Here is a 19,497-nt window from a genome sequence, read left to right on the forward strand (position 1 = left end):
TTTGTGCAATTGTCAGAACGCCGTGAAACTATTGTTCACGCCAATGAGCTAATGCAGAGCCATGCCCAACTTTGTCGAACTGGTTGCAACCTTCCAGGAAGTCGCCTCGGCGCGCAGCTTCAGCACGGCCGCCCGGCGCCTGTCGGTGTCACGCGCGGCGGTGTCGCAGCATGTGGCGCGGCTCGAGCAGCGTCTGGGCGTGACACTGCTCACCCGCAACACACGCAGCGTGAACCTCACGGATGAGGGGCGGCAGCTCTTGCAGCGCACCGCGCCCCTGCTTGCGGAGGTGGCGGCCCTTGAGGCCGGGTTTCTGCGGGCAGGTGGAGAGATCAGCGGGCGAGTTCGCGTGGAGATGCCGGAGTTCGTCGGCGTGCGTCTGGTCGCGCCCCGGCTGGCACCTTTTCTCGAGGCGCATCCGGGGCTGCAACTCGACCTGCGCCTGAACGAGCGCATTGATGACAAGCCTGCAGGCAGCGCAGACATCTACGTGCGCGGCACGCTGCCCGATCTGGCCAGCCTGCGCTACAAGCCGCTGGGGAAGTTCAGCTATCTGCTGGCGGCCTCGCCTGACTACCTCGCGCGGCATGGCACACCCAAGCGGCCGGAAGACCTCCGCGAGCATCTGCTGATCGACTACGTGGAGGAGCCCAGCGGGCGGCCCTATCCCTGGGAGCTGGTCCCGGTCCGCGCTCGGGCGCAGACCAAGCCGGTAGTGATCGACGGCCCCATGCGACTCATGGTCAACAACACGGATGCGGCGCATGCCGCGGCCCTTGGGGGGTGCGGCATCGTCGGGGAGTTCGAGCCGGCCTTGCGCCCGCGCATCGCCAGCGGAGAGCTGGTGCAGGTACTGCCGGGCTGGCGCAGCCCGGCCTACCCGCTCTATGTGCTCTGGCCGGCCGGCCGTGGTGTACCGGCCCGTGTGGATGCGGTTGTTCGCTTCCTGCTGGAGGCTTTCAAATCAGCAGGGCAGCTATGAACAGACCGATCATCATGAACACGATCACTACCTTGGCGATCATGCCCAACATGATGCCCAGCCAGGTGGCGATGCCCACCTTCACGGCGCGTTCATGGTCCTGCCGGTCGAGGTACTCGCCAATGGCTGCGCCCACCAGCGGCATGAACAGGATGCCGACGATGCCCATGAACAGGCCCACCACGGTGCCGATCGCCGCGCCAAGGATGGCGAGATTGCTGGCGCCCACCTTCTTCGCACCCAGCAGGCCAGCCACGTAGTCCATCACCCAGGCCACCACGGCCAGCACGGTGATGATCCCCAGTGTCCAGCCGCCCACCTGCGTGAAGTCGCCGATCCAGGCGCCCAGCCAGATGCCGGCCAGCACCAGGATGGTGCCGGGCAGGGCAGGCAGCACGGTGCCGGCCACGCCGATCACGATCAAGGCCACGGAAAGAACCCACAGCAGGGTGGTGGTCACGTCATCAACTCCATCATGCGATTGCGTCCACGCCGGACACCTGCGCAGTCTGCCAGTTCCCGCGCCTGCCGAGGGTTTGCGAGTGGGTGGGTGCGACGAGTGCCTGCAGGGCGTGACGCAGCGTGCCCGGCTGAAGATGAGCGCCCTCCTAGAATCACGCGATGTACGCATTTTTTGAAGAAGACGGCAGTTACAAGGCGGGTCGGGTGCTCTCCAGCACGGACGCGGCGCTGCAGATCGAACTGCCCAGCGGCAAGCGCAGCAAGGTCAAAAAGACAGCTGTGGTGTTCGAATTCGCCAAACCCGAGCCACAGGCGCTGATGGATCAAGCCGCGCAGGAAGCCGAAGGCATTGACCTCGATTTCCTGTACGAGCTGCTGCCCCAGGAAGAATTTGGCGCGCTGGACTTCGCGCCCGAGTACTTCGGCGGCAACCCCACCAGCGCGCAGCAGGCCGCACTGGTGCTGCGCCTGCACGGCGCACCGCACTACTTCCATCGCAAGGGCAAGGCCCGCTACAAGCCGGCGCCACCGGAGATTCTCAAGGCCGCCAAGCTGGCCGTGGAAAAGAAGGCCGCGCAGGAAGCGCGCCGCTTGGAGATGGTCGAGGAAATCAAGGCCGGCCAGATGCCGCCCGAGGTCGCCGCAGCCATGCCCGGCATACTGTTCCGGCCCGACAAGAACGGCATCGCCTACAAGGCCCTGTCAGAGGGCGCCGCGGCGCTGGGCGTTCACCCGGCGCGCCTGGCCGTGGAGCGCGGTGCGCTCAAGAGCGCCTTTGATCTGCACATGCAGCGCTTTCTCACGGCCGCCTTCCCCAAGGGCCCGGGCCACGCGCCGCTGCCAGAACCCAAGCTGCCGAGCCTGCCCGTGGCCGCAGTGCAGAGCTTCTCGATCGATGACATCACCACCACCGAGATCGACGACGCCTTCTCGGTGCAGTTCAACGCCGATGGCACGGCGCGGGTAGGCATCCACATCGCTGCGCCGGGCGTGGCCATTGCGCCGGGCGATGCCATCGACAGCGTGGGCCGTGCGCGCATGAGCACCGTGTACATGCCCGGCGACAAGATCACCATGCTGCCGGACGCCACCGTGCAGGCCTTCACGCTGGAAGAAGGCCGCACCATGCCCGCGGTGAGCCTGTACTTCACGGCCGGGCCCGATGGCGCGGCCACTGACTTTGAAACGCGCATCGAAGCGGTGCCTGTGGCCGCCAACCTGCGACACAACCTGCTCGATGAACTGGTGACGGCCGAGTCACTCGATGCGCGCAGCGGCAGCTACCCCTTTGCGCAGGAACTCGCCCTGCTCTGGCGCGTGGCGCAGTGGATGAGCGGCGAGCGCGATCGCGTGCGCGGCAAGCCCGAGCACAACAACCGCGCCGACTTCTCGTTCTACGTCGACTGGGCCGCAGATGCGCCGACCGATGCCAGCAAGGCGACGGTCCGCATCGAAACCCGCCGCCGTGGCGCGCCGCTGGACAAGATCGTGAGCGAACTCATGATCCTGGCCAACAGCACCTGGGCGCGCCAGCTGCACGAGGCGCGTCTGCCGGGCATCTTCCGGGGCCAGGTGGCCGGGCGCGTGCGCATGAGCACACATGCCGGTCCGCACGAGGCCATGGGCGTGCTGCACTACGGCTGGTTCACCAGCCCCCTGCGGCGCTACAGCGATCTGGTGAATCAACGCCAGCTCCTGGCACTGGTCGAGCATGGCGCGGTGGCCGCGCTAAAGGCCCCCTTCAAGCCCAAGGACGCGGATCTCTTTGCCGTCATCTCGGCCTTTGACGCCGCGTACACCAGCTACGCCGAATTCCAGAGCCAGATGGAACGCTTCTGGTGCCTGCGCTGGGCGCAGCAGCACATTGCCGCCGGCGACTCCCGGGTGGTGGATGCCGTCGTGGTCAAGGACGACCTCGTGCGCCTGGCGCGCGCGCCGCTGTATCTGCGTGTGGCGGGCGTACCCGTGGGCGAGGGCTTCGGCCGTGGCCGGCCCGTGCGCATCGAGCTGCTGAGCTGGGACGAGATCGACTTGGCTGTGGAAGCCCGCTACGTGGGCGAGGGCGGCTCCGCCCAGGCCGAAGATGTGGATGAGGCCGAAGAGGACGCCCCCCACGCCGTGGATGCTGTCGCCTTGCCCGAGGTGGACGCCGATGCCAACGCCGCACCTGCACCTGCGGCATCGGGCGCCGGCGCGGCATGAGGATGCCGAGGCCCGCATAGAATCCCTGCGCCGTGTCTGCCGCACTCACCGCCCACCCGCTGCTCGAGCCTGTCTTTGCACGCCGTAATCGCGTGCTGATGGGCGCACTGCTGTTTTCCGCGGCCTTGCATGGCGGGCTCATGCTGCTCAAGTTCACGGCGCCGGAGACCTACCAGCGCCTGATCGGCCAGTCGCCGCTGGAAGTGGTGCTGGTCAACGCCAAGCACAGTAACGCGCCCGTGGTGCCCCAGGCCCTGGCTCAGGTGAACCTGGATGGCGGTGGCGACAACGAGCAAGGGCTGGCCCGCTCGCCGCTGCCGGATTCCGGCTTTGTGCAGGACGGCACCGATCTGCAGCAGGTCAAGGCCCGGGTGGCCGAGCTGGAAGCCGAGCAGCGGCGCCTGCTGGCCGCCCTGCAAGACCTGAACACTGCAAAGAGCGCCGTGCAGCAGGAGGTCCGTGATGCCGTGCAGGCCAGTCAGACCACCGAGGACGAAAGCGCGCTGGCGCGCAAGATTGCCGCGCTGGAAAAGCGGGTCGAGGACTACAACAAGCGCCCGCGCCGCAAGTTCATCACGCCCTCCACGCGCGAGGTGGTCTATGCCGGCTACTACGTCAACTGGCGCGAGCGCATCGAGAAGGTCGGTACCGAGAACTATCCCGCTGAAGCGCGCGGCAAGATCTATGGCGACGCCATCGTCACCGTGAGCATCCTGGCCAACGGGCAGATCGAGTCAATCGATGTGGATCGCGCCTCCCACCCCGTGCTCAAGAAGGCGGCCGAGCGCATCGTCAAGCTGTCGGGTCCGTTCAAGCCCTTCACGCCAGAGATGGCGGCGCAGTACCAGGTGTTCGTGATCACGACTCGCTTCGTGTTCACGCGTGGCGAAGGTTTCGAGACCCGCAACCCGCAATGAGCGCGAGTGCCGTGGATCGCTACGCCGTGCTCGGCAACCCAATTGCCCACAGCAAGAGCCCGGCCATCCACAGCGCGTTTGCAGCGCAGACCGGCCAGCGGCTCAGCTACGAGCGCATTGAGGTCCCGCTGGATGCCTTCGCTGCTCGTGTGGGTGAGCTGATCGCTGCCGGTTACCTGGGCTTCAACGTCACCGTGCCCTTCAAGGAGCAGGCCTTTGCCCTTGCACAGCGGCGCACACCGCGCGCGCAGGCGGCCGGGGCCGTGAACACTCTGATGCCCACGTCCGACGGGCTGCTGGGTGACAACACGGACGGTGCCGGCCTGGTGGCCGACTTGCAGCGCCTGGGTGTGCAGCTCGCGGGTGCGCGTGTACTGCTGCTGGGCGCCGGCGGGGCCAGCCGCGGCGTGATCCTGCCGCTGCGCGAGGCGGGTGTCGCGCGCATCGCCATTTGCAACCGCACGGCCGACAAGGCACAGGCCTTGGCCATCGAATTCGGCATTGCAGTGCAAGCCGCCGAGTCGACGGACACGCCCTACGACGTGGTGATCAACGCCACGTCCGCCGGGTTGGCGGGGGCTCTGCCGCCCCTTCCGACAGGCGCAGTGGCTGTGCACACCTTGGCCTACGACATGCTCTACGGCGCGCAACCCACCGCCTTCATGCAGCACTGCAGCGGGCTGGGTGCGCGCGTGGCCGACGGACTGGGCATGCTGGTCGGGCAGGCGGCCGAGAGCTTTGCGCTCTGGCGCGGCGTGCGTCCGGATGCGGAACCCGTGCTGGCGCAGCTGCGCGCCGCCATGAAGGACTGAACATGGCGCGAGGCGGCGTCCTGGCACGAAGCGCTCGCGCCCTGCGGCGTGGCGTGGTGCTGCTGATCGGCGCCGCTGTGCTCATGGCCGTGATGTGGCACCTTTGGGTACTGGCCTGTCTGGTGTGGTGGAAGTGGATGCCGGTGGAAAGCACCGCCTTCATGCGCCGCGAGGCCGCCGCGCTGCGCGAGAAGGACCCGAAGGCCGAGCTCAAGCACCGCTGGGTGGACTTCGAGCGCATCAGCCCACACCTGGGCCGCGCCGTGATTGCCGCCGAAGACGCCAGCTTCCCGGACCACGAGGGCGTCGATTGGGAGGCCATCGAGAAGGCCTACGAAAAGAACTCGCGCAAAGGCAAGGTGGTGGCGGGCGGCTCGACCATCACCATGCAGCTGGCCAAGAACCTGTTCCTCTCGCCGGACCGCAGCTACATCCGCAAGGCCGAGGAAGTCATCATCACCTACATGATGGAAGCCGTGCTCGACAAGCGGCGCATCCTGGAGATCTATCTCAACAGCGTGGAGTGGGGCGTGGGCGTGTTCGGCGCCGAGGCGGCGGCGCGGCATCACTACGGCATCTCGGCCGCACAGCTCAACAGCTGGCAGGCGGCGCGGTTGGCCGCCATGCTGCCGCGTCCCAAGTTCTACGACCGCAACCGCGGCAGCGGTTTTCTTGCGCGCCGGGCGGCGGCCATCCAGCGCTTCATGGGTGATGTCGAACTGCCCTGAAGACGAGCTTGCCGGCACGGCCCTCGCCCGGCCTCGCACGCATCCGGCCCGTGGTCGCCGGCGGGCCTGTCTCGTCATGCGGCGCACATAAGATCGAGCGCCTTCTCCTCCCACTGAGTTCATGGCTGCCGTCCGCCCCGTCATCGTCCGCTTCCCCGCCCTGGGGGACACGGTTCTGCTCACCACGCTGATCCGCGCGCTGGCCCTGCGCTACGGCACCCCGGTGGATCTGCTCGCCTCCGGCGGCTGGGTTGAGCCGCTGCTCGCCCACAACCCGCACGTGGGCGAGATCCAGCTCATCAGCAGCCGCCGCGCGCCGTATGCGCTCACGCCCAGCCAGTGGGCGGCCGTGAATTGGCTCAAGGCCCGGCCGAACGCGCCCATCTACTACTGCGAGCGTGATCCGCACAGCGCGCGGCTGGTGGCCCGCGCCGTGACGGACGAAGCCCGCTTCGTGCGCGCCTGGGACCACTGGAACGACCCGCACCTGCACTGGGTGGAGTGGTGGCTGCAGATTGCCAACCTCACGCCCGCCTGTGTGCAGCCTGCACCGCCACCGGTGGATGCGCCGGCACTCACGGCGCTCTATCCGAGCGAGAGCGACCATGCCGAATGCGCCCGCTGGATCAGCGCCCAGGGCTGGGGCAATGCGCCGCTGGTGCTGCTGCAGCCCGGCCACAAGAAAACCTCCAAGCGGGGCCGCATTGCCACGGCCGACCATGACAAGCACTGGCCGGCCGAGCGCTGGGCCGCGGTGATCCGTGGCGTGCTGGAGCATCTGCCGGCCGCGCGGGTGCTGGTCTGCGGCTCGCCGCGCGAGCATGGGCTGGTGCAGGAGGCCATCGACGCCGCGGGGCAAGGCTTTGACCTTGCCGGCCGCGCCGTGAATCTGGCGCGTGACCTGCCGCTGCCGCGCCTGATGGCGCTCTCGGCCCGTGCGCACAGCATGATCTCCGTGGACACTGGCCCTGCGCATGTGGCCGCCGCCATGGACTGCCGCCTGGTGGTGCTGTTTGGCGGCTTCGGCTGGTCGCGCTGGAAGCCACGTGCGCCGTCGGGCCGCGTGGCGGCGCTCGGGCCGAGTGCAGAGGGCGCTGCCAAGGTGGCGGACATTTCCGTGGCGCAGGTGCTAAGCGCGTGGCGCGAGCTTGTGGCCTGAGGCCCGTGCTTCTGCCGATGCGCGTGGGCCGAGTGTGGTGCGACCCACACGGATGAGGCGCGGCCCGCGCACCATGCCGGCTGACAGCGGAGCGTCATGACCCGGCCCCTAGAATCGGCCCCATGACCGAGCAGACTGCCATCGACGAGCGCGAAGCAGCCGCCAGCGACCGCCTCGACCCCGAGGACGCCGGCCGCGCGCTCACGGCTGTCGAATCCCTGCTCGCGCGGCATCGGGCCCGCTTTGTCGAGCTGGTCGAGCGTGACGAGCAGGGCCAGGCGCTCAAGCACGAACCCGCGGTCGACTACCTGACCGAGCTGCGCTGGGTGCTGGAAGACATGCACCCGGCCGACGTGGCCTACGTGCTCGAAGCCCTGCCGGTGGATGACCGCCTGGAGGTCTGGAAGCTCGTCCGCGAAGTCGGCAGCTCGCACGACGAAGGCGAGATCCTGCTCGAAGTCTCGGACAGCGTCCGCGAGACCCTGATCGGTGCGATGAACCGCGCCGAGCTGGTCGAGGCGGTCGAGTCCCTGGACGCCGACGAGGTGGCCGACCTCGCGCCCGATCTGCCGCGCGAGGTGGTGGAAGAGGTGGCCGCCGCGCTGCCGCTGGAAGAGCGCGAGCAGCTGCGCGCCGCCATGTCCTACCCCGAGGACTCCGTGGGCGCGCGGATGGACTTCGAGATGGTCACCATCCGTGACGACGTCACGCTCGAGGTGGTGCTGCGCTATCTGCGCCGCTTTGACGCCCTGCCGGACCACACCGACCAGATCTTCGTGGTCGATCGTGACGAGCGCTTCATGGGCGCGCTGTCCCTGCAGCTGCTGGTGGTCACGGAACCGGAGCGCGAGGTCAAGGACGTGATGCAGCAGGACGTGCTGCAACTCGGGCCCCTGGATGACGTGGGCGACGCCGCCGCCGCCTTCCAGCGCTATGACCTCGTGTCTGCCCCGGTGGTGGACGCCGCCGGCAAGCTGGTGGGCCGCCTCACGGTGGACGAGGTGGTGGACGTGATCCGCGAAGAGGGCGAGGAGCAGGTGCTGGCCGGCGCCGGTCTGCGCGAGGAAGAAGACATCTTCTCCAACCTCTGGGACTCCATCCGCAACCGCGCGCCCTGGCTGCTGCTCAACCTGTTCACCGCCGGCTTTGCCGCCTGGGTGGCCTCGCGCTTTGACGCGACGGTGGAGAAGATCGTGGTGCTCGCCTTCCTGATGAGCATCGTGGCGGGCATTGGCGGCAACTCCGGCAACCAGACCATGACCCTGATCATCCGCTCATTGGCCACCGGGCAGGTGACGCCGACCAATGTGCGGCGCCTGGTGCAGAAGGAGCTGCTGGTCACGCTCATGATCGGCCTGGGCGGCGGCGCCATTGCCGGCCTGTTTGCCTGGGCGCTGTCGGGCAGCCTGGGCCTGGGCGGCGTGATGTGGGCCGCCATGCTGCTCAACCTGCTGGTGGGCGCAAGTGTCGGCATGGCCGTGCCGATCGTGCGCACCCGCCTGGGCTACGACCCGGCGCTCGGTTCGAGCGTGTTGCTCACCTTTGCCACGGACACCATGGGCTTCTTCATCTTCCTGGGCCTGGCCACCCTGTTCCTGCTTTGAGCGCTGCTGTGAGCACCACGGCAGACAGCCCCCTGACGCTGGCCGAGTTCGGCAGCCTGAGCACCGAGCGGCTCATCGTCCGGCCGGTGGAAGAGGGCGATCTGCCCGACCTGCTCGCCGTCAATGGCGACGCCGAAACCACCCGCTTCCTGCCCTATGCCGCCTGGCGCCACCTGGACGACGCCCGAGCCTGGTTGCAGCGCATGCGCGGCATCGAGGCCAGCGGCACCGCGCTGCAGCTGGTGGTGGAGCAGCGCAGTGACGGGCGCGTGATCGGCACCGTGCTGCTGTTCAAGTGGGATGCCGCGAGCGCGCGCATCGAACTCGGCTACGTGCTCGCCCGCAGCCACTGGGGCCAGGGCCTCATGCACGAAGCCCTGCGCGGCGTCTGTGCCCGCCTATTCAGCGCCCTGGCCATCCGCCGCATCGAGGCCGAGGTGGATGTGGCCAACACCGCCAGCCACCAGCTGCTGTTGCGCCTGGGCTTTGCGGTGGAAGGGCGCCTGCGCCAGCGTTGGGTGGTGCGCGAGCGCTGCTATGACGTGCATCTGTACGGCCTGCTCGCTACCGATCCAGGCCCGGACTTCAAGGGCTAGATGTCCATTTCATGCGGTTCTTCAGGTCGAAATGGCTGGAGATCCTCATGGGACAAGCGAAAACGCGTGCGCCGATTCACCCTGCGCCGGGTACTGCGCATCCAAGGCGTGCAGCACCGTCGTGACCTGGGCCGCAATCAACACTGAAGGAGTGCGCCGCTTGACCTGCGGCCGCCCAATGTCCGTCAACCAGGGCAGGTGGGTCTGAAGCACCTCGCGGTACAGGAACAGCAGCGCATTCAGCGCCTGGTTGTGCGTGGACGCCTACACCCCGCGCTCGTTGGCGAGCATGGCCAGATCGGCCTGAACATCTTGCGCCGCCATCTCCCGGGGGTGGCGCATGGCCCCAGACCGGCCATGCCAGCGGATGAACGCCGCAATCCAGTGCGTGTAGGCCTGCTCGGTCCGCAGGCTGTAGTGCCGGTACCGCAGCTGCTCTCGCACCTGGTCAAGCAGCCGGATAGACTTCAACGGCCTGCTATTTGTGTCCGCCGAATTGGCACTATTCACAGAATTAGTGCTGATGCGTGGACCCGAGCCGTCGATGGCTCTGCAGGCTGGGATGGGCCTTAGTTGGACCGCAAGCGCCGTCCTTTTTCGCAGATTTGCGGTCTATATCTAGTTAGGCCTCAGATTCCACGCTCGTTAGTATGGAGACCGTATGCCCAAACTCGAACAGCTACGCTCCGAAGTCAAAGCGCACTCTGGCCAGTTCCGCTGCAGCGAGATCCATCAAGAGAAGAACTCCAAGATCGTTCAGTTCCGGCACGTTGGGACACCAGCCGGCGATACCTTTGGTGTCCCCGACGTTCAGGGCCTCAGTGATTTCTACAGCACCTTCGGAGAGCTGACGCTCTACCTGGAGGAACAGAGTGGCGACGCTGCCTACTTCCTCGCAAGTCCGTCCCAGTGGCAGGAACTCGACTCCGACTTTCGGCCCTGGCTTGAAGGCATTGATGCGGATGAAGCCAACGACTACCTGCCCGACTGGATCAACGACTGTATCGTGGTAGGCGAGATTCCACGAAGCGGCAACTACCTCCTGATTCCAACCGCAGGACCTGAAGCGGGTAAGGTTGTCGAGTTCGAGCACGACGGGTTCGAGTTCATCGAACTTGGCTCAAGCCTCCCAGACTTCGTGGCGCGGTCACTGGATCTCGACAGCAGTCGTCTTACCGCCATCGCAAGTCATGTTCGCTTCATCACGGAGGATGACGGGCGCCAATGGTGGATTGAAGAGTTGACCGACAACCGTGGAAACGTCGTTCGCACTGACGCCTAACCCTTCGCTCGAGCGGACCTCCACCGGGTTGGTGCTTGGCCCGCGGACCGGTTCAGGTCATCATCCGCTTCGCGGGCCAAGCGCCACACCGGCGCTCGCCGCTCAGCTCAAACGTTAGACAGCCCCGATGCACTTTGGCCCACGACTGATGCGGAGAGTTAAGCCCTTCGGCACTCAGACCAAGGAAGCTGGGTGGCTAAAGGCCACTCTTGCTGAATGTCCCGGCGTGAATTCAGTGAAATCCATTCAGCCACACGGTAAAGGTGGCTGTGTAGCTGTTATGGACTTTTCTATGGAGCAGCTGGATGGATTCATCGAGCACTTGGAGAGCGAAGGATGGATGAGCGTCATTTGAGTACTACCGTCTCCGCATCGCTTGCCGGTAAGGCGCTGTCTAACCTTTCATTGCAGCCGACCCTGGCCGGCTACGCCGGCCGGTCGGCTGAATTCAAACGTTAGGCATCACATGAACGTCGTCCGCGCGCTTCTAGCTGCCATCGTATTCGCGTGTTCGTTGGCGCAGGCGGCGGGCCAAAGAGACGACGTACTGCGAACGTTCCGCGAGTACGCGGTCCTGAACGCGGATTTTGTGCGCTCGGTTTCGGCAGGCACAGGCATCTCTGGAAAGTCGTACGCACAACTCCGTCGCGAGGCGGAAGCGTACGCGGAAGGTCCGTTCGAGGTCGCGCTACGCCAAGCGCAGCAACTGCTTTGCTCCTCGCAAGACGATGAACTTCTTGCCACACTACTACGTGTGGTCGCAGCAACCGCGAACTCCTCAAGCGAGTCGCCAACCGACGTACTGGTGCACGTCGCCAAGTGCCAGCCAGCTCAGTTCAGGGCTTTAGCCGCTCAGCTACCGGAGCAGCAGCGAGCTCGTCTTGTACGTCGGTCGCCAGAGCTGAAAGCGGCACTCAAGCTGGCGGCGCGTGAGCGGTGATGCCTCGTATATGGACTCCCCCAAGCACAGCAAGACCTGATCGTTGAGGGCTGGCTGGGCGAGAAACCTGCAGTCGTCTATCCGGCATCTGGAGTGGGATCGAGAGCATCCCGTGCCGACATGGAATCTGCGAAGCTGCGGCGCCACACGCCACAACCCGTTTGCTCCCTGCGGCAGGAGGAGCTGCCGGAAGAGTGATCGGCGTCGCGCAGCCTGGGGCATCACCCGCCTGGTAATGATGGCCACCACCGCCAGCAGCTTGTCGCGCGGCACCACCGGGCGCATCAGCTCGGCGCGGGCCCGTATCGTTCACACCATGCACTGCAAAGACGTTCTTGGCGAGATCGACACCGCCAGTCAGAATTGCCATGGACTTCCCCTTCCGGATGAGTTGATGAGATTTCGCACTTCCCATCGTGGCACTCTGTCGCCGGTTGCCGCAACGCGGCTAGTTCGGGACGGGGAAGTCCCTTTCATTCGTTAGACATCAGAAGCCGGCCCCCCTACTACAACCTTCGACGCTAACCCCGGCCAAATGGAAGTATCAACTCACAGCAAAGATTGCCCGCCTTCGAGTTGGGCTCGTCTACTCGCGTTCGGAACGTCAGCCATCATTCTGCTCGGGCTATCAGGTCAAGTGAGTGCGCTGGAAGACCGAGATATTGATGCCTTGGTCAGTTCATACCTACAGGCGGTCAATCCAGACAAAAAGCAGGCGGCCTTCTGGGAAGCAATCGGAGAGATCAGAAACGAACGAAAAGCGGGCCGACCTGAAAAAGCACTTGAACTGGCAACGAAGCTAGCGTCAGCTCTCACTGAGGACTACAAGCTCTTGTCAGTGACTGAATCCCAGATTGGGGAACTTCACGTAGACCTCAAACAATGGGCTCTTGCAAAGTCACACTTCACGAATGCCCTACGACTGGAAGAAGCTCGGCACGCTACAGAGATTGAGCGAGTCGAGGGGCCACTAATGTGGCTCGCGGGAGTGTCGATACAACTTGGCGAGGTCGACGTCGCCGAGCGGCACTACATTCGCCTACTCGAAATGAAGCAACAGGCCCATGGACCACTCCACTACAGCGCAATCAGTCAGTTGTGGGCGCTCGCGAATCTAGCTCTGCGCCGAAGTGACCTGCTCAAAGCCGAGAGATACATCAAACAAGAACTGGACATCTGGCGTACCAAGCCAATGTTCTTCGGAGTATCCCTTGGTGATGAATCTACAGCGCTCCAAAACTTAGGTTCAGTGCGCGCCCACCAAGGCAAGTTCAGCGAGGCAATCTCTCTGCACTTAAAGGCAAGGGATCTTCTCCAGACTCCCATACGGTTGGCTTCCAAAGACGGGAGCGGGATTGGCGCTGGAACGCTTGCGAGGGCGATAGAGTGCGAAGAGCGCCTGACTGCTCTATATGAAAGAGCCGGGAACGCAGTGGCGGCAGAAAAGCACACCAGATACCGTCAACAATTTCAGGCGCTTGTTTCACACCCTCCATACGTGTTAACCCATGCCCTTTGGTACCAGGCGTTGCTTCCTCTCCCCTGATGTCTACGCCTTCTATATGGACGCCCCTGAGCACAGCAAGATCTGATCGTTGAGGGCTGGCTGGGCGAGAAACTTGCAGTCATCTATCCGGCGCCTGAAGTGGGATCGAGAGCATCCCGTGCCGACATGGAATCTGCGAAGCTGCGGCGCCACACGCCACAACCCGTTTGCTTCCTGCGGCAGGCGGAGCTGCCGGAAGAGTGATCGGCGTCGCGCAGCCTGGGGCATCACCCGCCTGGTCATGATGGCCGCCACTGCCAGCAGCTTGTCGCGCGGCACCACCGGGCGCATCAGCTCGGCGCGGGCCCGTATCGTTCACACCATGCACTGCAAAGACGTTCTTGGCGAGATCGACACCTAAGGTCAGAATAGCCATGGACTTCACCTTCCGGATGAGTTGATGAGATTTCGCACTTCCCATCGTGGCACTCAGTTGCCGGTTGCCGCAACGCGGCTAGTTCGGGACGGGGAAGTCCCTTTCATTCGTTAGGCGTCATGAACCACGACTCGGCACTTCCAGAGATTGAAAGACGCCTGGCGAACATGCCTGAGCCGTGGCGTTCTGTGTTAGCGCCATACACCCAAGTGGCGGCTGCAAGGGGAGCAGCCGTCGATCCTGAGTCTCATGCGCTGCTGCTTGGTCCAAGGCCAAAGTTGGGCCGCTACGCCCACGACATCTGCATGTTCCCCCCTGCGACTCCAAGCGAACTCGCCCAGTACGAGGAGTCGCTTGTGGTTTCACTTCCAATGAGCGTTAAGGCGTACTTGCTGGCGTTCAACGGTGGGATGTTCTTCCAGTTCTCGGTCTGGGGCGCTGATCACTTCTATGCTCAGCACCCGTGGCCCGCCAAGGAACGACCTCGCTGGCACTGCGCCGACATCGGTACGGATCTGGTCATTCGCAGGCGAAGGTCTTCCAACGCTGTACCAATGCTAGGTGCGCGAAACGTGACGCTCAATGAAGTCCACCACTACTTTCCCCTCGAGCGTGGAGTCGTTGCGCTCGATTCACATGGCAAGCAAGTTGACTCATGGCCAGACATGGAGAATTGGCTGAAGAGTGAACTCTCTGCGGCAGCGGCATTCACGGAAGAGTGGAGCAACGCCATGGCCGAACTACTAAAGGCGCAATGACGCCTAACCCTTCGTATATGGACTCCCCCAAGCACAGCAAGATCTGATCGTTGACGGCTGGCTGGGAGAGAAACCTGCAGTCGTACATCCGGCATCTGAAGTGGGATCGAGAGCGTCCCGTGCCGACATGGAATCTGCGAAGCTGCTGCGCCACACGCTGCAAGCGGCAGGCGGAGCTGCCGGAAGAGTTATCGGCGTCGCGCAGGCTGGGGCATCACCCGGCTGGCCATGAGGGTCGATCAGACCCATCGCAAGTGTTGAAGCAAATCGGTGTTGAAGTTCACACAAGCCGCTCAGGCCCGGTTTGGCGAAGCGACGCGTTGGACCACGTGCCCAAGGGGCCTTGCTGCTAGGCGGCCGCGCGTGGTGGACGGATTGGGCTTCCCGCTTGCCCCATGCCCAAGGCGGGGTTTCAGCGAGCACCGCTCGCTGCCGCCGCAAGACTGAGCGCTTGCAAGCGCGAGGCCCCTGCGCCACAAGCCGGTTGTTGGGCGCGGTTCTCCAGCCAGTTTGGCCTGAAGAACCGCATGGAGAGCCGATCTCACTGACCCGGCCTGGGCACGGACGCCCGGGCGCTACCAGATGCGGATGCGCTGATCCACCGGCTTGAAGAGCTTGTCGCCGTCCTTGGTGCCGAAGGCGGCCTGGAAGCCGTCGTGGTTCTTGACCACGCCGTTGGCGCGGAACTCCTCGGGCGAGTGCGGGCCGGCCTGCATGCGCTGGATCATGCGTTCGGGGCGGGTCTTGCTGCGCCAGGCCTGGGCCCAGCCGATGAAGAAGCGCTGCTCGCCCGTGAAGCCGTCGATCACCGCTGCGGGCTTGCCGGCCAGCGACAACTTGTAGGCGCGGTAGGCAATCTGCAGGCCGGAGAGGTCGGCGATGTTCTCGCCCAGGGCGACGCGGCCATTCACGCGCTGGCCGGGCACGGGCTCGTAGGCGTTGTATTGCTCCACCAGGCGCAGGCCGAGGGCCTCGAAGGCCTTGCGGTCCTCGGCCGTCCACCAGTTGCGCAGGCGGCCCACGGCGTCGTACTGGCTGCCCTGGTCGTCAAAGCCGTGGCCGATCTCGTGGCCGATCACGCCGCCGATGGCGCCGTAGTTCACGGCGTCGTCCGCATTGAGGTCAAAGAAGGGCGGCTGCAGGATGGCGGCCGGGAAGACGATCTCATTGCCGCTCGGGTTGTAGTAGGCGTTCACGGTCTGCGGGGTCATGCCCCATTCCGTGCGGTCCACGGTCTTGCCGACGCGCGAGGTGGTGCGGGCGTAGTCAAAGCGGGCGGCGCGGATGCGGTTGCCCAGCGCGTCGCCGGCGCGCACCTCGAGTGCGGTGTAGTCGCGCCAGACGTCGGGGTAGCCGATCTTGGTGCTGATGGCGGCGAGCTTCTTGCGCGCTTCATCCTTGGTGGCCGGGCCCATCCAGGTCAGGCCATCGATGCTCTCGCCATAGGCGCGCATGAGGTTGTTGACCATGGTCATCATGCGTGCGCGCGCTGCAGGCGGGAAATGCCGCTCCACGTACTGCTTGCCCACGGCAAAGCCCAGTGCGCTGTTGATCTCGGCAATGGCGAGCTGCCAGCGGGCGCGCTCGGCTTCCAGGCCGGTGAGTGTGCGGCCACGCAGGGTGAAGCTCGCGTCGCGGAAGGCCTTGGGCAGCACCTGCACGGTGGCGTCCACCAGCCGGGCGCGGGCATAGGCCTGCCAGGCAGCCAGGGGTTGCTCGCTCATGAGCTTGCCCAGCGTGGCGGCGTAGTCCTTTTGGCCCAGCGAGATCTTGTTCTGCGCGGTGGCCTGCAGGCCGGCGCCGGCCAGCAGTTCGGCCCAGGGCAGCTGCGGCGCGGTGGCGCGCAGTTCATCGAGCGTCATGGGGTTGTAGACCGCGCGCGGGTTGCGCAGGCGGGCGGGCTCCCAGTGGGCGCGGGCAATCTCAGTTTCCAGCGCCAGCACGGCGGCGGCGCTCTGCGCCGGTGTCTTGTCGCCAATCAGGCCGAACACGGTTTCCAGATACTTCACATAGGCGGTGCGGGCATTGGCAAAACGCTCGCCCTCGGCCAGATAGAAGTTGCGGTTGCCCAGACCCAGGCCGCTTTGCCAGGCGAAGGCGGCGTAGACGGTGGGGTTCTCGGCATCGGCGCGTACGCGCAAAGACAGCGGTGACTCCGCCAGACCCTGCCAGCGGCCAAACAGTGTGGCCAGATCAGCCGGGGTCTTCACGGCATCCACCTCGGCAAGCAGCGGGCGCAGCGGCGCAATGCCTGCGCGCTCGATGCCGGCTTCGTCCATGAAGCTTGTCCAGTAGGCGGCAATCTTGGCGGATTCACTGCCCGCGGCCTGCGGCTTGGCGGCCAGCTCTTCGATGAGCTTCCGCACATTGGCGTCGGACTCGTCGCGTAGCTTGATGAAGGTGCCCATGCTGTCGCGGTCGGCCGGGATCGGCGTGGACGCGAGCCACTTGCCGTTCACAAAGCGGAAGAGGTCGTCCTGCGGGCGCACGCTGCGGTCGATCCACTGCAGCTCAATGCCGCTGCGCGGCGTGCCCGCGCTCTGGGCCGCGGCCGAGGCAGCAGATGCAGCAGACTGGCCCTGCGCCAGCGGCGCGTGGGCGGGCAGAGTGACACACAGAACAGACAGCAGGGCCGATGCGAGGGGGCGCAGGCCGAGGGCACGCTTCATGAGCAGGTCTCCGGAGGAAGAGGGCCTGTGCCGCGGGTTGCGTCACGGGCAGCGCAGGAGTCTATGGGGCCGCCTTGCGCGGGTCATCCGCACAAGCCCCGGACGTTGCTTGGCTGACTACAGACTGTGATGGGCGAACTGGCTGACCAGCCAGTCGCAGAAGGCCTTCACCTCGGGCGCGTCGGCCCGCTCCGGGTTGCGCAGCAGGAAGTAGCCGTAGCGCGAGGGCAGGCGCTGCGAGAAGGGCGCCACCAGTTCCCCGCGCTCGATGAAGTCGTCGATGAAGGGCCGGCGGCCCAGGGCCACACCCTGGCCGCGCGCGGCGGCCTGCAGGGTCTGGTCGATGAAGTTGAAGACCAGACGCGCCGCCGGCTTCACGTTCTTTACGCCCGCAAGCGCAAGCCACTCGGGCCAGTTGTGCTCGCGGCTGCTGGTGCCGGCGTCTTCCATCACCAGCTGCGTGAAGCGGGCGAGGTCCTGCGGCGTCTTGACTGGCCCGTGACGCTCGATCAGCGAGGGTGCCAGCACGGGGGTGTAGTCCTCCATGGTGAGCGCAATGGCGTCACGCGGCGCGGTGTCGGCCCGCGTGAGGCGGATGGCCACATCGAACTGCTCGGCCACGAGGTCCACCTTCAGCTCGGTGGAGTCGATGCGCAGCTCCACCCCCGGCGCTACTCGCGAGAAGGCCGGCAGTCGCGGTATCAGCCACAGCGAGGCAAAGGACGGGAACGTAGTGATGGCCACGCGCCGCTGGGTCTGGCCACTGCGCAGCTCCTGCACGCTGGCGTCCACCTCGGCGAGCGCCTTGCGTACCGCCTGCGCCAGCCGGTGGCCGGCGTGGGTGAGTTCGAGTGCGCGCGTCTTGCGGGTGAACAGCGGCTGGCCCACGTCGTCTTCCAGCGCCGCCACCTGCCGCGAAATGGAGCTTTGCGTGAGGCTGAGCTCCTTGGCCGCCTGGGTGAAGCTCAGGTGGCGGGCTGCGGCATCGAAGCCGCGCAGGCTGTCGAGCTGGATGGGGCGGGTGCGGGCGCGGCGGGTCATGTGTGGAGCATACATGCGTTCAGTGCATGCATGGGATGGGTGCAAAGCGTTTGTCCGGAGGCTGCAGCGCACCTAGTCTGCAGCCTGAGTCCAAGGCGGACCGGAAAGGAGCTTCACCATGAACCACGGGGTGTATTACGAGTTGCAGGCCGGCGAGCTGCTGCGCCTGCCGCGGCTGGAGAGGACCCTGCGCGTCATGCAGGGGCGGGTCTGGATCACGGCCGCCGAGCAACTGGAAGATCGCGTGCTGGATGCGGGGCAGGACTGGCCGGCCGCAGAGGCGCGCGAGGTGGTGATCGAGGCCCTGTGCGCTTCGCGGGTGCTGATCCTGAGCCCACAGGCTGCAAGCAGCGATACACGCATGCGTATGGCGCAATCATGGATGCATAACGCGCATGCATGGTGGCAGCGTCTGCGCAACCAGCGGCCGGCGACAGCTTGATCCGCGCAGGGCGCGGGTGCGCCCACGCGGCGAAAGAACAGCGGCTGAACGCCTTGCTCTGCGGGCGCCGGATGTGCCATGCCGGTGGCCGATAATGCGCGCCTGCTGCACCGCACCCGCGGTGCGCCCCTGCAGGACGCACTTTCTTGGACATTCTTCTGCTGATCAAGGCCGCCATCATGGGTGTGGTGGAGGGCCTGACCGAATTCCTTCCCATCTCCAGCACCGGCCACCTGATCCTGGCGGGCGATCTGCTCAATTTCCAGGGCGAGAAGGCCAAGGTCTTCGAGATCGCCATCCAGACGGGCGCGATCGTCGCAGTCATCCTCTTCTACTGGCAGCGCGTGTGGTCCACCGCCGCCGGCATCCAGCATGATGAAAAGGCACGCCGCTTCATCATCAACGTGCTGATTGCCTTTTTCCCTGCCGTGATTCTTGGCCTGGTGTTCGGCGCGGCCATCAAGGCGCATCTGTTCACGGCGACGGTGGTGGCCACCACCTTCATCATCGGCGGCTTCATCATCCTGTGGGCCGAGCGGCGTCAGGCGAAGAACCCGGCGGCCGTGCGCGTGGCCGAGGTGGATGACATGACCTATGCCGATGCGCTGAAGGTGGGCCTCGTGCAGTGTTTTGCCATGATCCCGGGTACCAGCCGCAGCGGCGCCACCATCATCGGCGGCATGCTGCTGGGCCTGTCGCGCAAGGCGGCCACGGAGTTCAGTTTCTTCCTCGCCATTCCCACGCTGATCGGCGCAGGCGTGTATTCGGTCTACAAGCAGCGTGATCTGCTGTCGCTGGCGGACGTGCCGATGTTCGCAGTGGGCGCGCTGTTCGCCTTCCTGAGCGCATTGGTGGTGGTGAAGTGGCTGGTGCGCTATGTGTCCTCGCACACCTTTGTGCCCTTTGCCTGGTACCGGATCGTCTTCGGCATCGTGGTGCTGGCCACGGCGCACTTCGGCATCGTGAGCTGGTCGGATTGAC

At 65.5% G+C, this 19,497-nt stretch carries 18 protein-coding genes and 2 pseudogenes; 14 read left to right on the forward strand and 6 right to left on the reverse strand.

Features of this window, described 5'->3' with window-relative positions; genetic code table 11:
• Nucleotides 1-61: 61 nt before the first annotated feature.
• Complete coding sequence (locus ACMDW7_RS04340) at nt 62-982, forward strand: LysR family transcriptional regulator (protein ID WP_377305246.1); 921 nt, start codon at nt 62-64, stop codon at nt 980-982.
• Here the strand turns inward: ACMDW7_RS04340 and ACMDW7_RS04345 are convergent.
• Nucleotides 960-1,442 (reverse strand): DUF456 domain-containing protein, encoded by a 483-nt coding sequence (locus ACMDW7_RS04345; RefSeq protein WP_377305244.1) that lies wholly within the window; start codon nt 1,440-1,442, stop codon nt 960-962. The genes ACMDW7_RS04340 and ACMDW7_RS04345 overlap by 23 nt on opposite strands.
• Before the next feature lie 161 nt (nt 1,443-1,603).
• On the opposite strand from ACMDW7_RS04345, the gene ACMDW7_RS04350 reads away from it, so the two are divergent.
• The 7 genes from ACMDW7_RS04350 (at nt 1,604) to ACMDW7_RS04380 (ending at nt 9,462) form a co-directional block, all read left to right on the forward strand.
• On the forward strand, nt 1,604-3,646 hold the full coding sequence (locus tag ACMDW7_RS04350; protein WP_377305242.1) for a ribonuclease catalytic domain-containing protein: 2,043 nt from the start codon (nt 1,604-1,606) through the stop codon (nt 3,644-3,646).
• 32 nt (nt 3,647-3,678) lie between these two features.
• The gene (locus ACMDW7_RS04355) at nt 3,679-4,563 is read left to right on the forward strand and encodes an energy transducer TonB (RefSeq protein WP_377305240.1); all 885 of its coding nucleotides are present in this window, start codon (nt 3,679-3,681) and stop codon (nt 4,561-4,563) included.
• Nucleotides 4,560-5,375 carry a shikimate dehydrogenase gene (gene aroE, locus ACMDW7_RS04360; protein WP_377305239.1) on the forward strand — a complete coding sequence of 272 codons (816 nt, stop codon included), beginning with the start codon at nt 4,560-4,562 and terminating at the stop codon, nt 5,373-5,375. Before ACMDW7_RS04355 ends, aroE begins: the two co-directional genes overlap by 4 nt.
• A gap of 2 nt (nt 5,376-5,377) precedes the next feature.
• Nucleotides 5,378-6,103, forward strand: a complete 726-nt coding sequence (gene mtgA / locus ACMDW7_RS04365; RefSeq protein WP_377305237.1) for a monofunctional biosynthetic peptidoglycan transglycosylase — start codon at nt 5,378-5,380, stop codon at nt 6,101-6,103.
• A 121-nt stretch (nt 6,104-6,224) separates the two neighbouring features.
• Nucleotides 6,225-7,262: a glycosyltransferase family 9 protein gene (locus tag ACMDW7_RS04370; RefSeq protein ID WP_377305235.1), complete on the forward strand. Its 1,038-nt coding sequence runs from the start codon at nt 6,225-6,227 to the stop codon at nt 7,260-7,262.
• A gap of 122 nt (nt 7,263-7,384) precedes the next feature.
• Nucleotides 7,385-8,866, forward strand: coding sequence for a magnesium transporter (gene mgtE / locus ACMDW7_RS04375; protein ID WP_377305234.1), 1,482 nt, complete (start codon nt 7,385-7,387; stop codon nt 8,864-8,866).
• An 8-nt stretch (nt 8,867-8,874) separates the two neighbouring features.
• Nucleotides 8,875-9,462, forward strand: coding sequence for a GNAT family N-acetyltransferase (locus tag ACMDW7_RS04380; protein WP_377305232.1), 588 nt, complete (start codon nt 8,875-8,877; stop codon nt 9,460-9,462).
• 264 nt (nt 9,463-9,726) lie between these two features.
• On the opposite strand, the gene ACMDW7_RS04385 is transcribed toward ACMDW7_RS04380, so the two are convergent.
• Nucleotides 9,727-9,933 (reverse strand): phage integrase N-terminal SAM-like domain-containing protein, encoded by a 207-nt coding sequence (locus ACMDW7_RS04385; protein ID WP_377305230.1) that lies wholly within the window; start codon nt 9,931-9,933, stop codon nt 9,727-9,729.
• Between the two features lie 190 nt (nt 9,934-10,123).
• On the opposite strand from ACMDW7_RS04385, the gene ACMDW7_RS04390 reads away from it, so the two are divergent.
• Together ACMDW7_RS04390 and ACMDW7_RS04395 are read left to right on the forward strand one after the other, a co-directional pair.
• Complete coding sequence (locus ACMDW7_RS04390) at nt 10,124-10,744, forward strand: hypothetical protein (protein WP_377305228.1); 621 nt, start codon at nt 10,124-10,126, stop codon at nt 10,742-10,744.
• A 466-nt stretch (nt 10,745-11,210) separates the two neighbouring features.
• Nucleotides 11,211-11,684 carry a hypothetical protein gene (locus tag ACMDW7_RS04395; protein WP_377306186.1) on the forward strand — a complete coding sequence of 158 codons (474 nt, stop codon included), beginning with the start codon at nt 11,211-11,213 and terminating at the stop codon, nt 11,682-11,684.
• Nucleotides 11,685-11,918: 234 nt separating this feature from the next.
• Here the strand turns inward: ACMDW7_RS04395 and ACMDW7_RS04400 are convergent.
• Nucleotides 11,919-12,054 (reverse strand): annotated as a pseudogene (locus tag ACMDW7_RS04400) (IS110 family transposase); the annotation flags it as partial.
• Nucleotides 12,055-12,321: 267 nt separating this feature from the next.
• Between ACMDW7_RS04400 and ACMDW7_RS04405 the strand changes: the two are divergent.
• The gene (locus ACMDW7_RS04405; protein WP_377305226.1) at nt 12,322-13,230 is read left to right on the forward strand and encodes a tetratricopeptide repeat protein; all 909 of its coding nucleotides are present in this window, start codon (nt 12,322-12,324) and stop codon (nt 13,228-13,230) included.
• A 240-nt stretch (nt 13,231-13,470) separates the two neighbouring features.
• On the opposite strand, the pseudogene ACMDW7_RS04410 reads toward ACMDW7_RS04405, so the two are convergent.
• Nucleotides 13,471-13,606, reverse strand: a pseudogene (locus tag ACMDW7_RS04410) (IS110 family transposase); the annotation flags it as partial.
• Between the two features lie 119 nt (nt 13,607-13,725).
• Between ACMDW7_RS04410 and ACMDW7_RS04415 the strand changes: the two are divergent.
• The gene (locus tag ACMDW7_RS04415) at nt 13,726-14,364 is read left to right on the forward strand and encodes an SMI1/KNR4 family protein (RefSeq protein ID WP_377305224.1); all 639 of its coding nucleotides are present in this window, start codon (nt 13,726-13,728) and stop codon (nt 14,362-14,364) included.
• 575 nt (nt 14,365-14,939) lie between these two features.
• Here the strand turns inward: ACMDW7_RS04415 and ACMDW7_RS04420 are convergent.
• The gene (locus ACMDW7_RS04420) at nt 14,940-17,033 is read right to left on the reverse strand and encodes a M13 family metallopeptidase (RefSeq protein ID WP_377305222.1); all 2,094 of its coding nucleotides are present in this window, start codon (nt 17,031-17,033) and stop codon (nt 14,940-14,942) included.
• Nucleotides 17,034-17,150: 117 nt separating this feature from the next.
• Nucleotides 17,151-18,074, reverse strand: coding sequence for a LysR substrate-binding domain-containing protein (locus ACMDW7_RS04425; protein ID WP_414859608.1), 924 nt, complete (start codon nt 18,072-18,074; stop codon nt 17,151-17,153).
• 118 nt (nt 18,075-18,192) lie between these two features.
• Between ACMDW7_RS04425 and ACMDW7_RS04430 the strand changes: the two genes are divergently transcribed.
• A complete protein-coding gene (locus tag ACMDW7_RS04430) occupies nt 18,193-18,516 on the forward strand; it encodes a DUF2917 domain-containing protein (RefSeq protein ID WP_377305218.1) in 324 nt (107 codons plus the stop codon).
• A gap of 146 nt (nt 18,517-18,662) precedes the next feature.
• Nucleotides 18,663-19,496 (forward strand): undecaprenyl-diphosphate phosphatase, encoded by an 834-nt coding sequence (locus ACMDW7_RS04435; RefSeq protein ID WP_377305217.1) that lies wholly within the window; start codon nt 18,663-18,665, stop codon nt 19,494-19,496.
• Nucleotide 19,497: the final 1 nt, after the last annotated feature.

The organism is Piscinibacterium candidicorallinum, from assembly GCF_047549485.1.
GTDB lineage: Bacteria > Pseudomonadota > Gammaproteobacteria > Burkholderiales > Burkholderiaceae_C > Piscinibacterium > Piscinibacterium candidicorallinum.

Bases quoted from the DNA above. Each gene is read 5' to 3' on its own strand.
- ACMDW7_RS04430 (WP_377305218.1), top strand. From the start codon at position 18,193: ATGAACCACGGGGTGTATTACGAGTTGCAGGCCGGCGAGCTGCTGCGC.
- aroE (WP_377305239.1), top strand. From the start codon at position 4,560: ATGAGCGCGAGTGCCGTGGATCGCTACGCCGTGCTCGGCAACCCAATT.
- mgtE (WP_377305234.1), top strand. From the start codon at position 7,385: ATGACCGAGCAGACTGCCATCGACGAGCGCGAAGCAGCCGCCAGCGAC.
- mtgA (WP_377305237.1), top strand. From the start codon at position 5,378: ATGGCGCGAGGCGGCGTCCTGGCACGAAGCGCTCGCGCCCTGCGGCGT.
- ACMDW7_RS04420 (WP_377305222.1), bottom strand. From the start codon at position 17,033: ATGAAGCGTGCCCTCGGCCTGCGCCCCCTCGCATCGGCCCTGCTGTCT.
- ACMDW7_RS04370 (WP_377305235.1), top strand. From the start codon at position 6,225: ATGGCTGCCGTCCGCCCCGTCATCGTCCGCTTCCCCGCCCTGGGGGAC.
- ACMDW7_RS04350 (WP_377305242.1), top strand. From the start codon at position 1,604: ATGTACGCATTTTTTGAAGAAGACGGCAGTTACAAGGCGGGTCGGGTG.
- ACMDW7_RS04415 (WP_377305224.1), top strand. From the start codon at position 13,726: ATGAACCACGACTCGGCACTTCCAGAGATTGAAAGACGCCTGGCGAAC.
- ACMDW7_RS04425 (WP_414859608.1), bottom strand. From the start codon at position 18,074: ATGACCCGCCGCGCCCGCACCCGCCCCATCCAGCTCGACAGCCTGCGC.
- ACMDW7_RS04390 (WP_377305228.1), top strand. From the start codon at position 10,124: ATGCCCAAACTCGAACAGCTACGCTCCGAAGTCAAAGCGCACTCTGGC.
- ACMDW7_RS04395 (WP_377306186.1), top strand. From the start codon at position 11,211: ATGAACGTCGTCCGCGCGCTTCTAGCTGCCATCGTATTCGCGTGTTCG.
- ACMDW7_RS04340 (WP_377305246.1), top strand. From the start codon at position 62: ATGCCCAACTTTGTCGAACTGGTTGCAACCTTCCAGGAAGTCGCCTCG.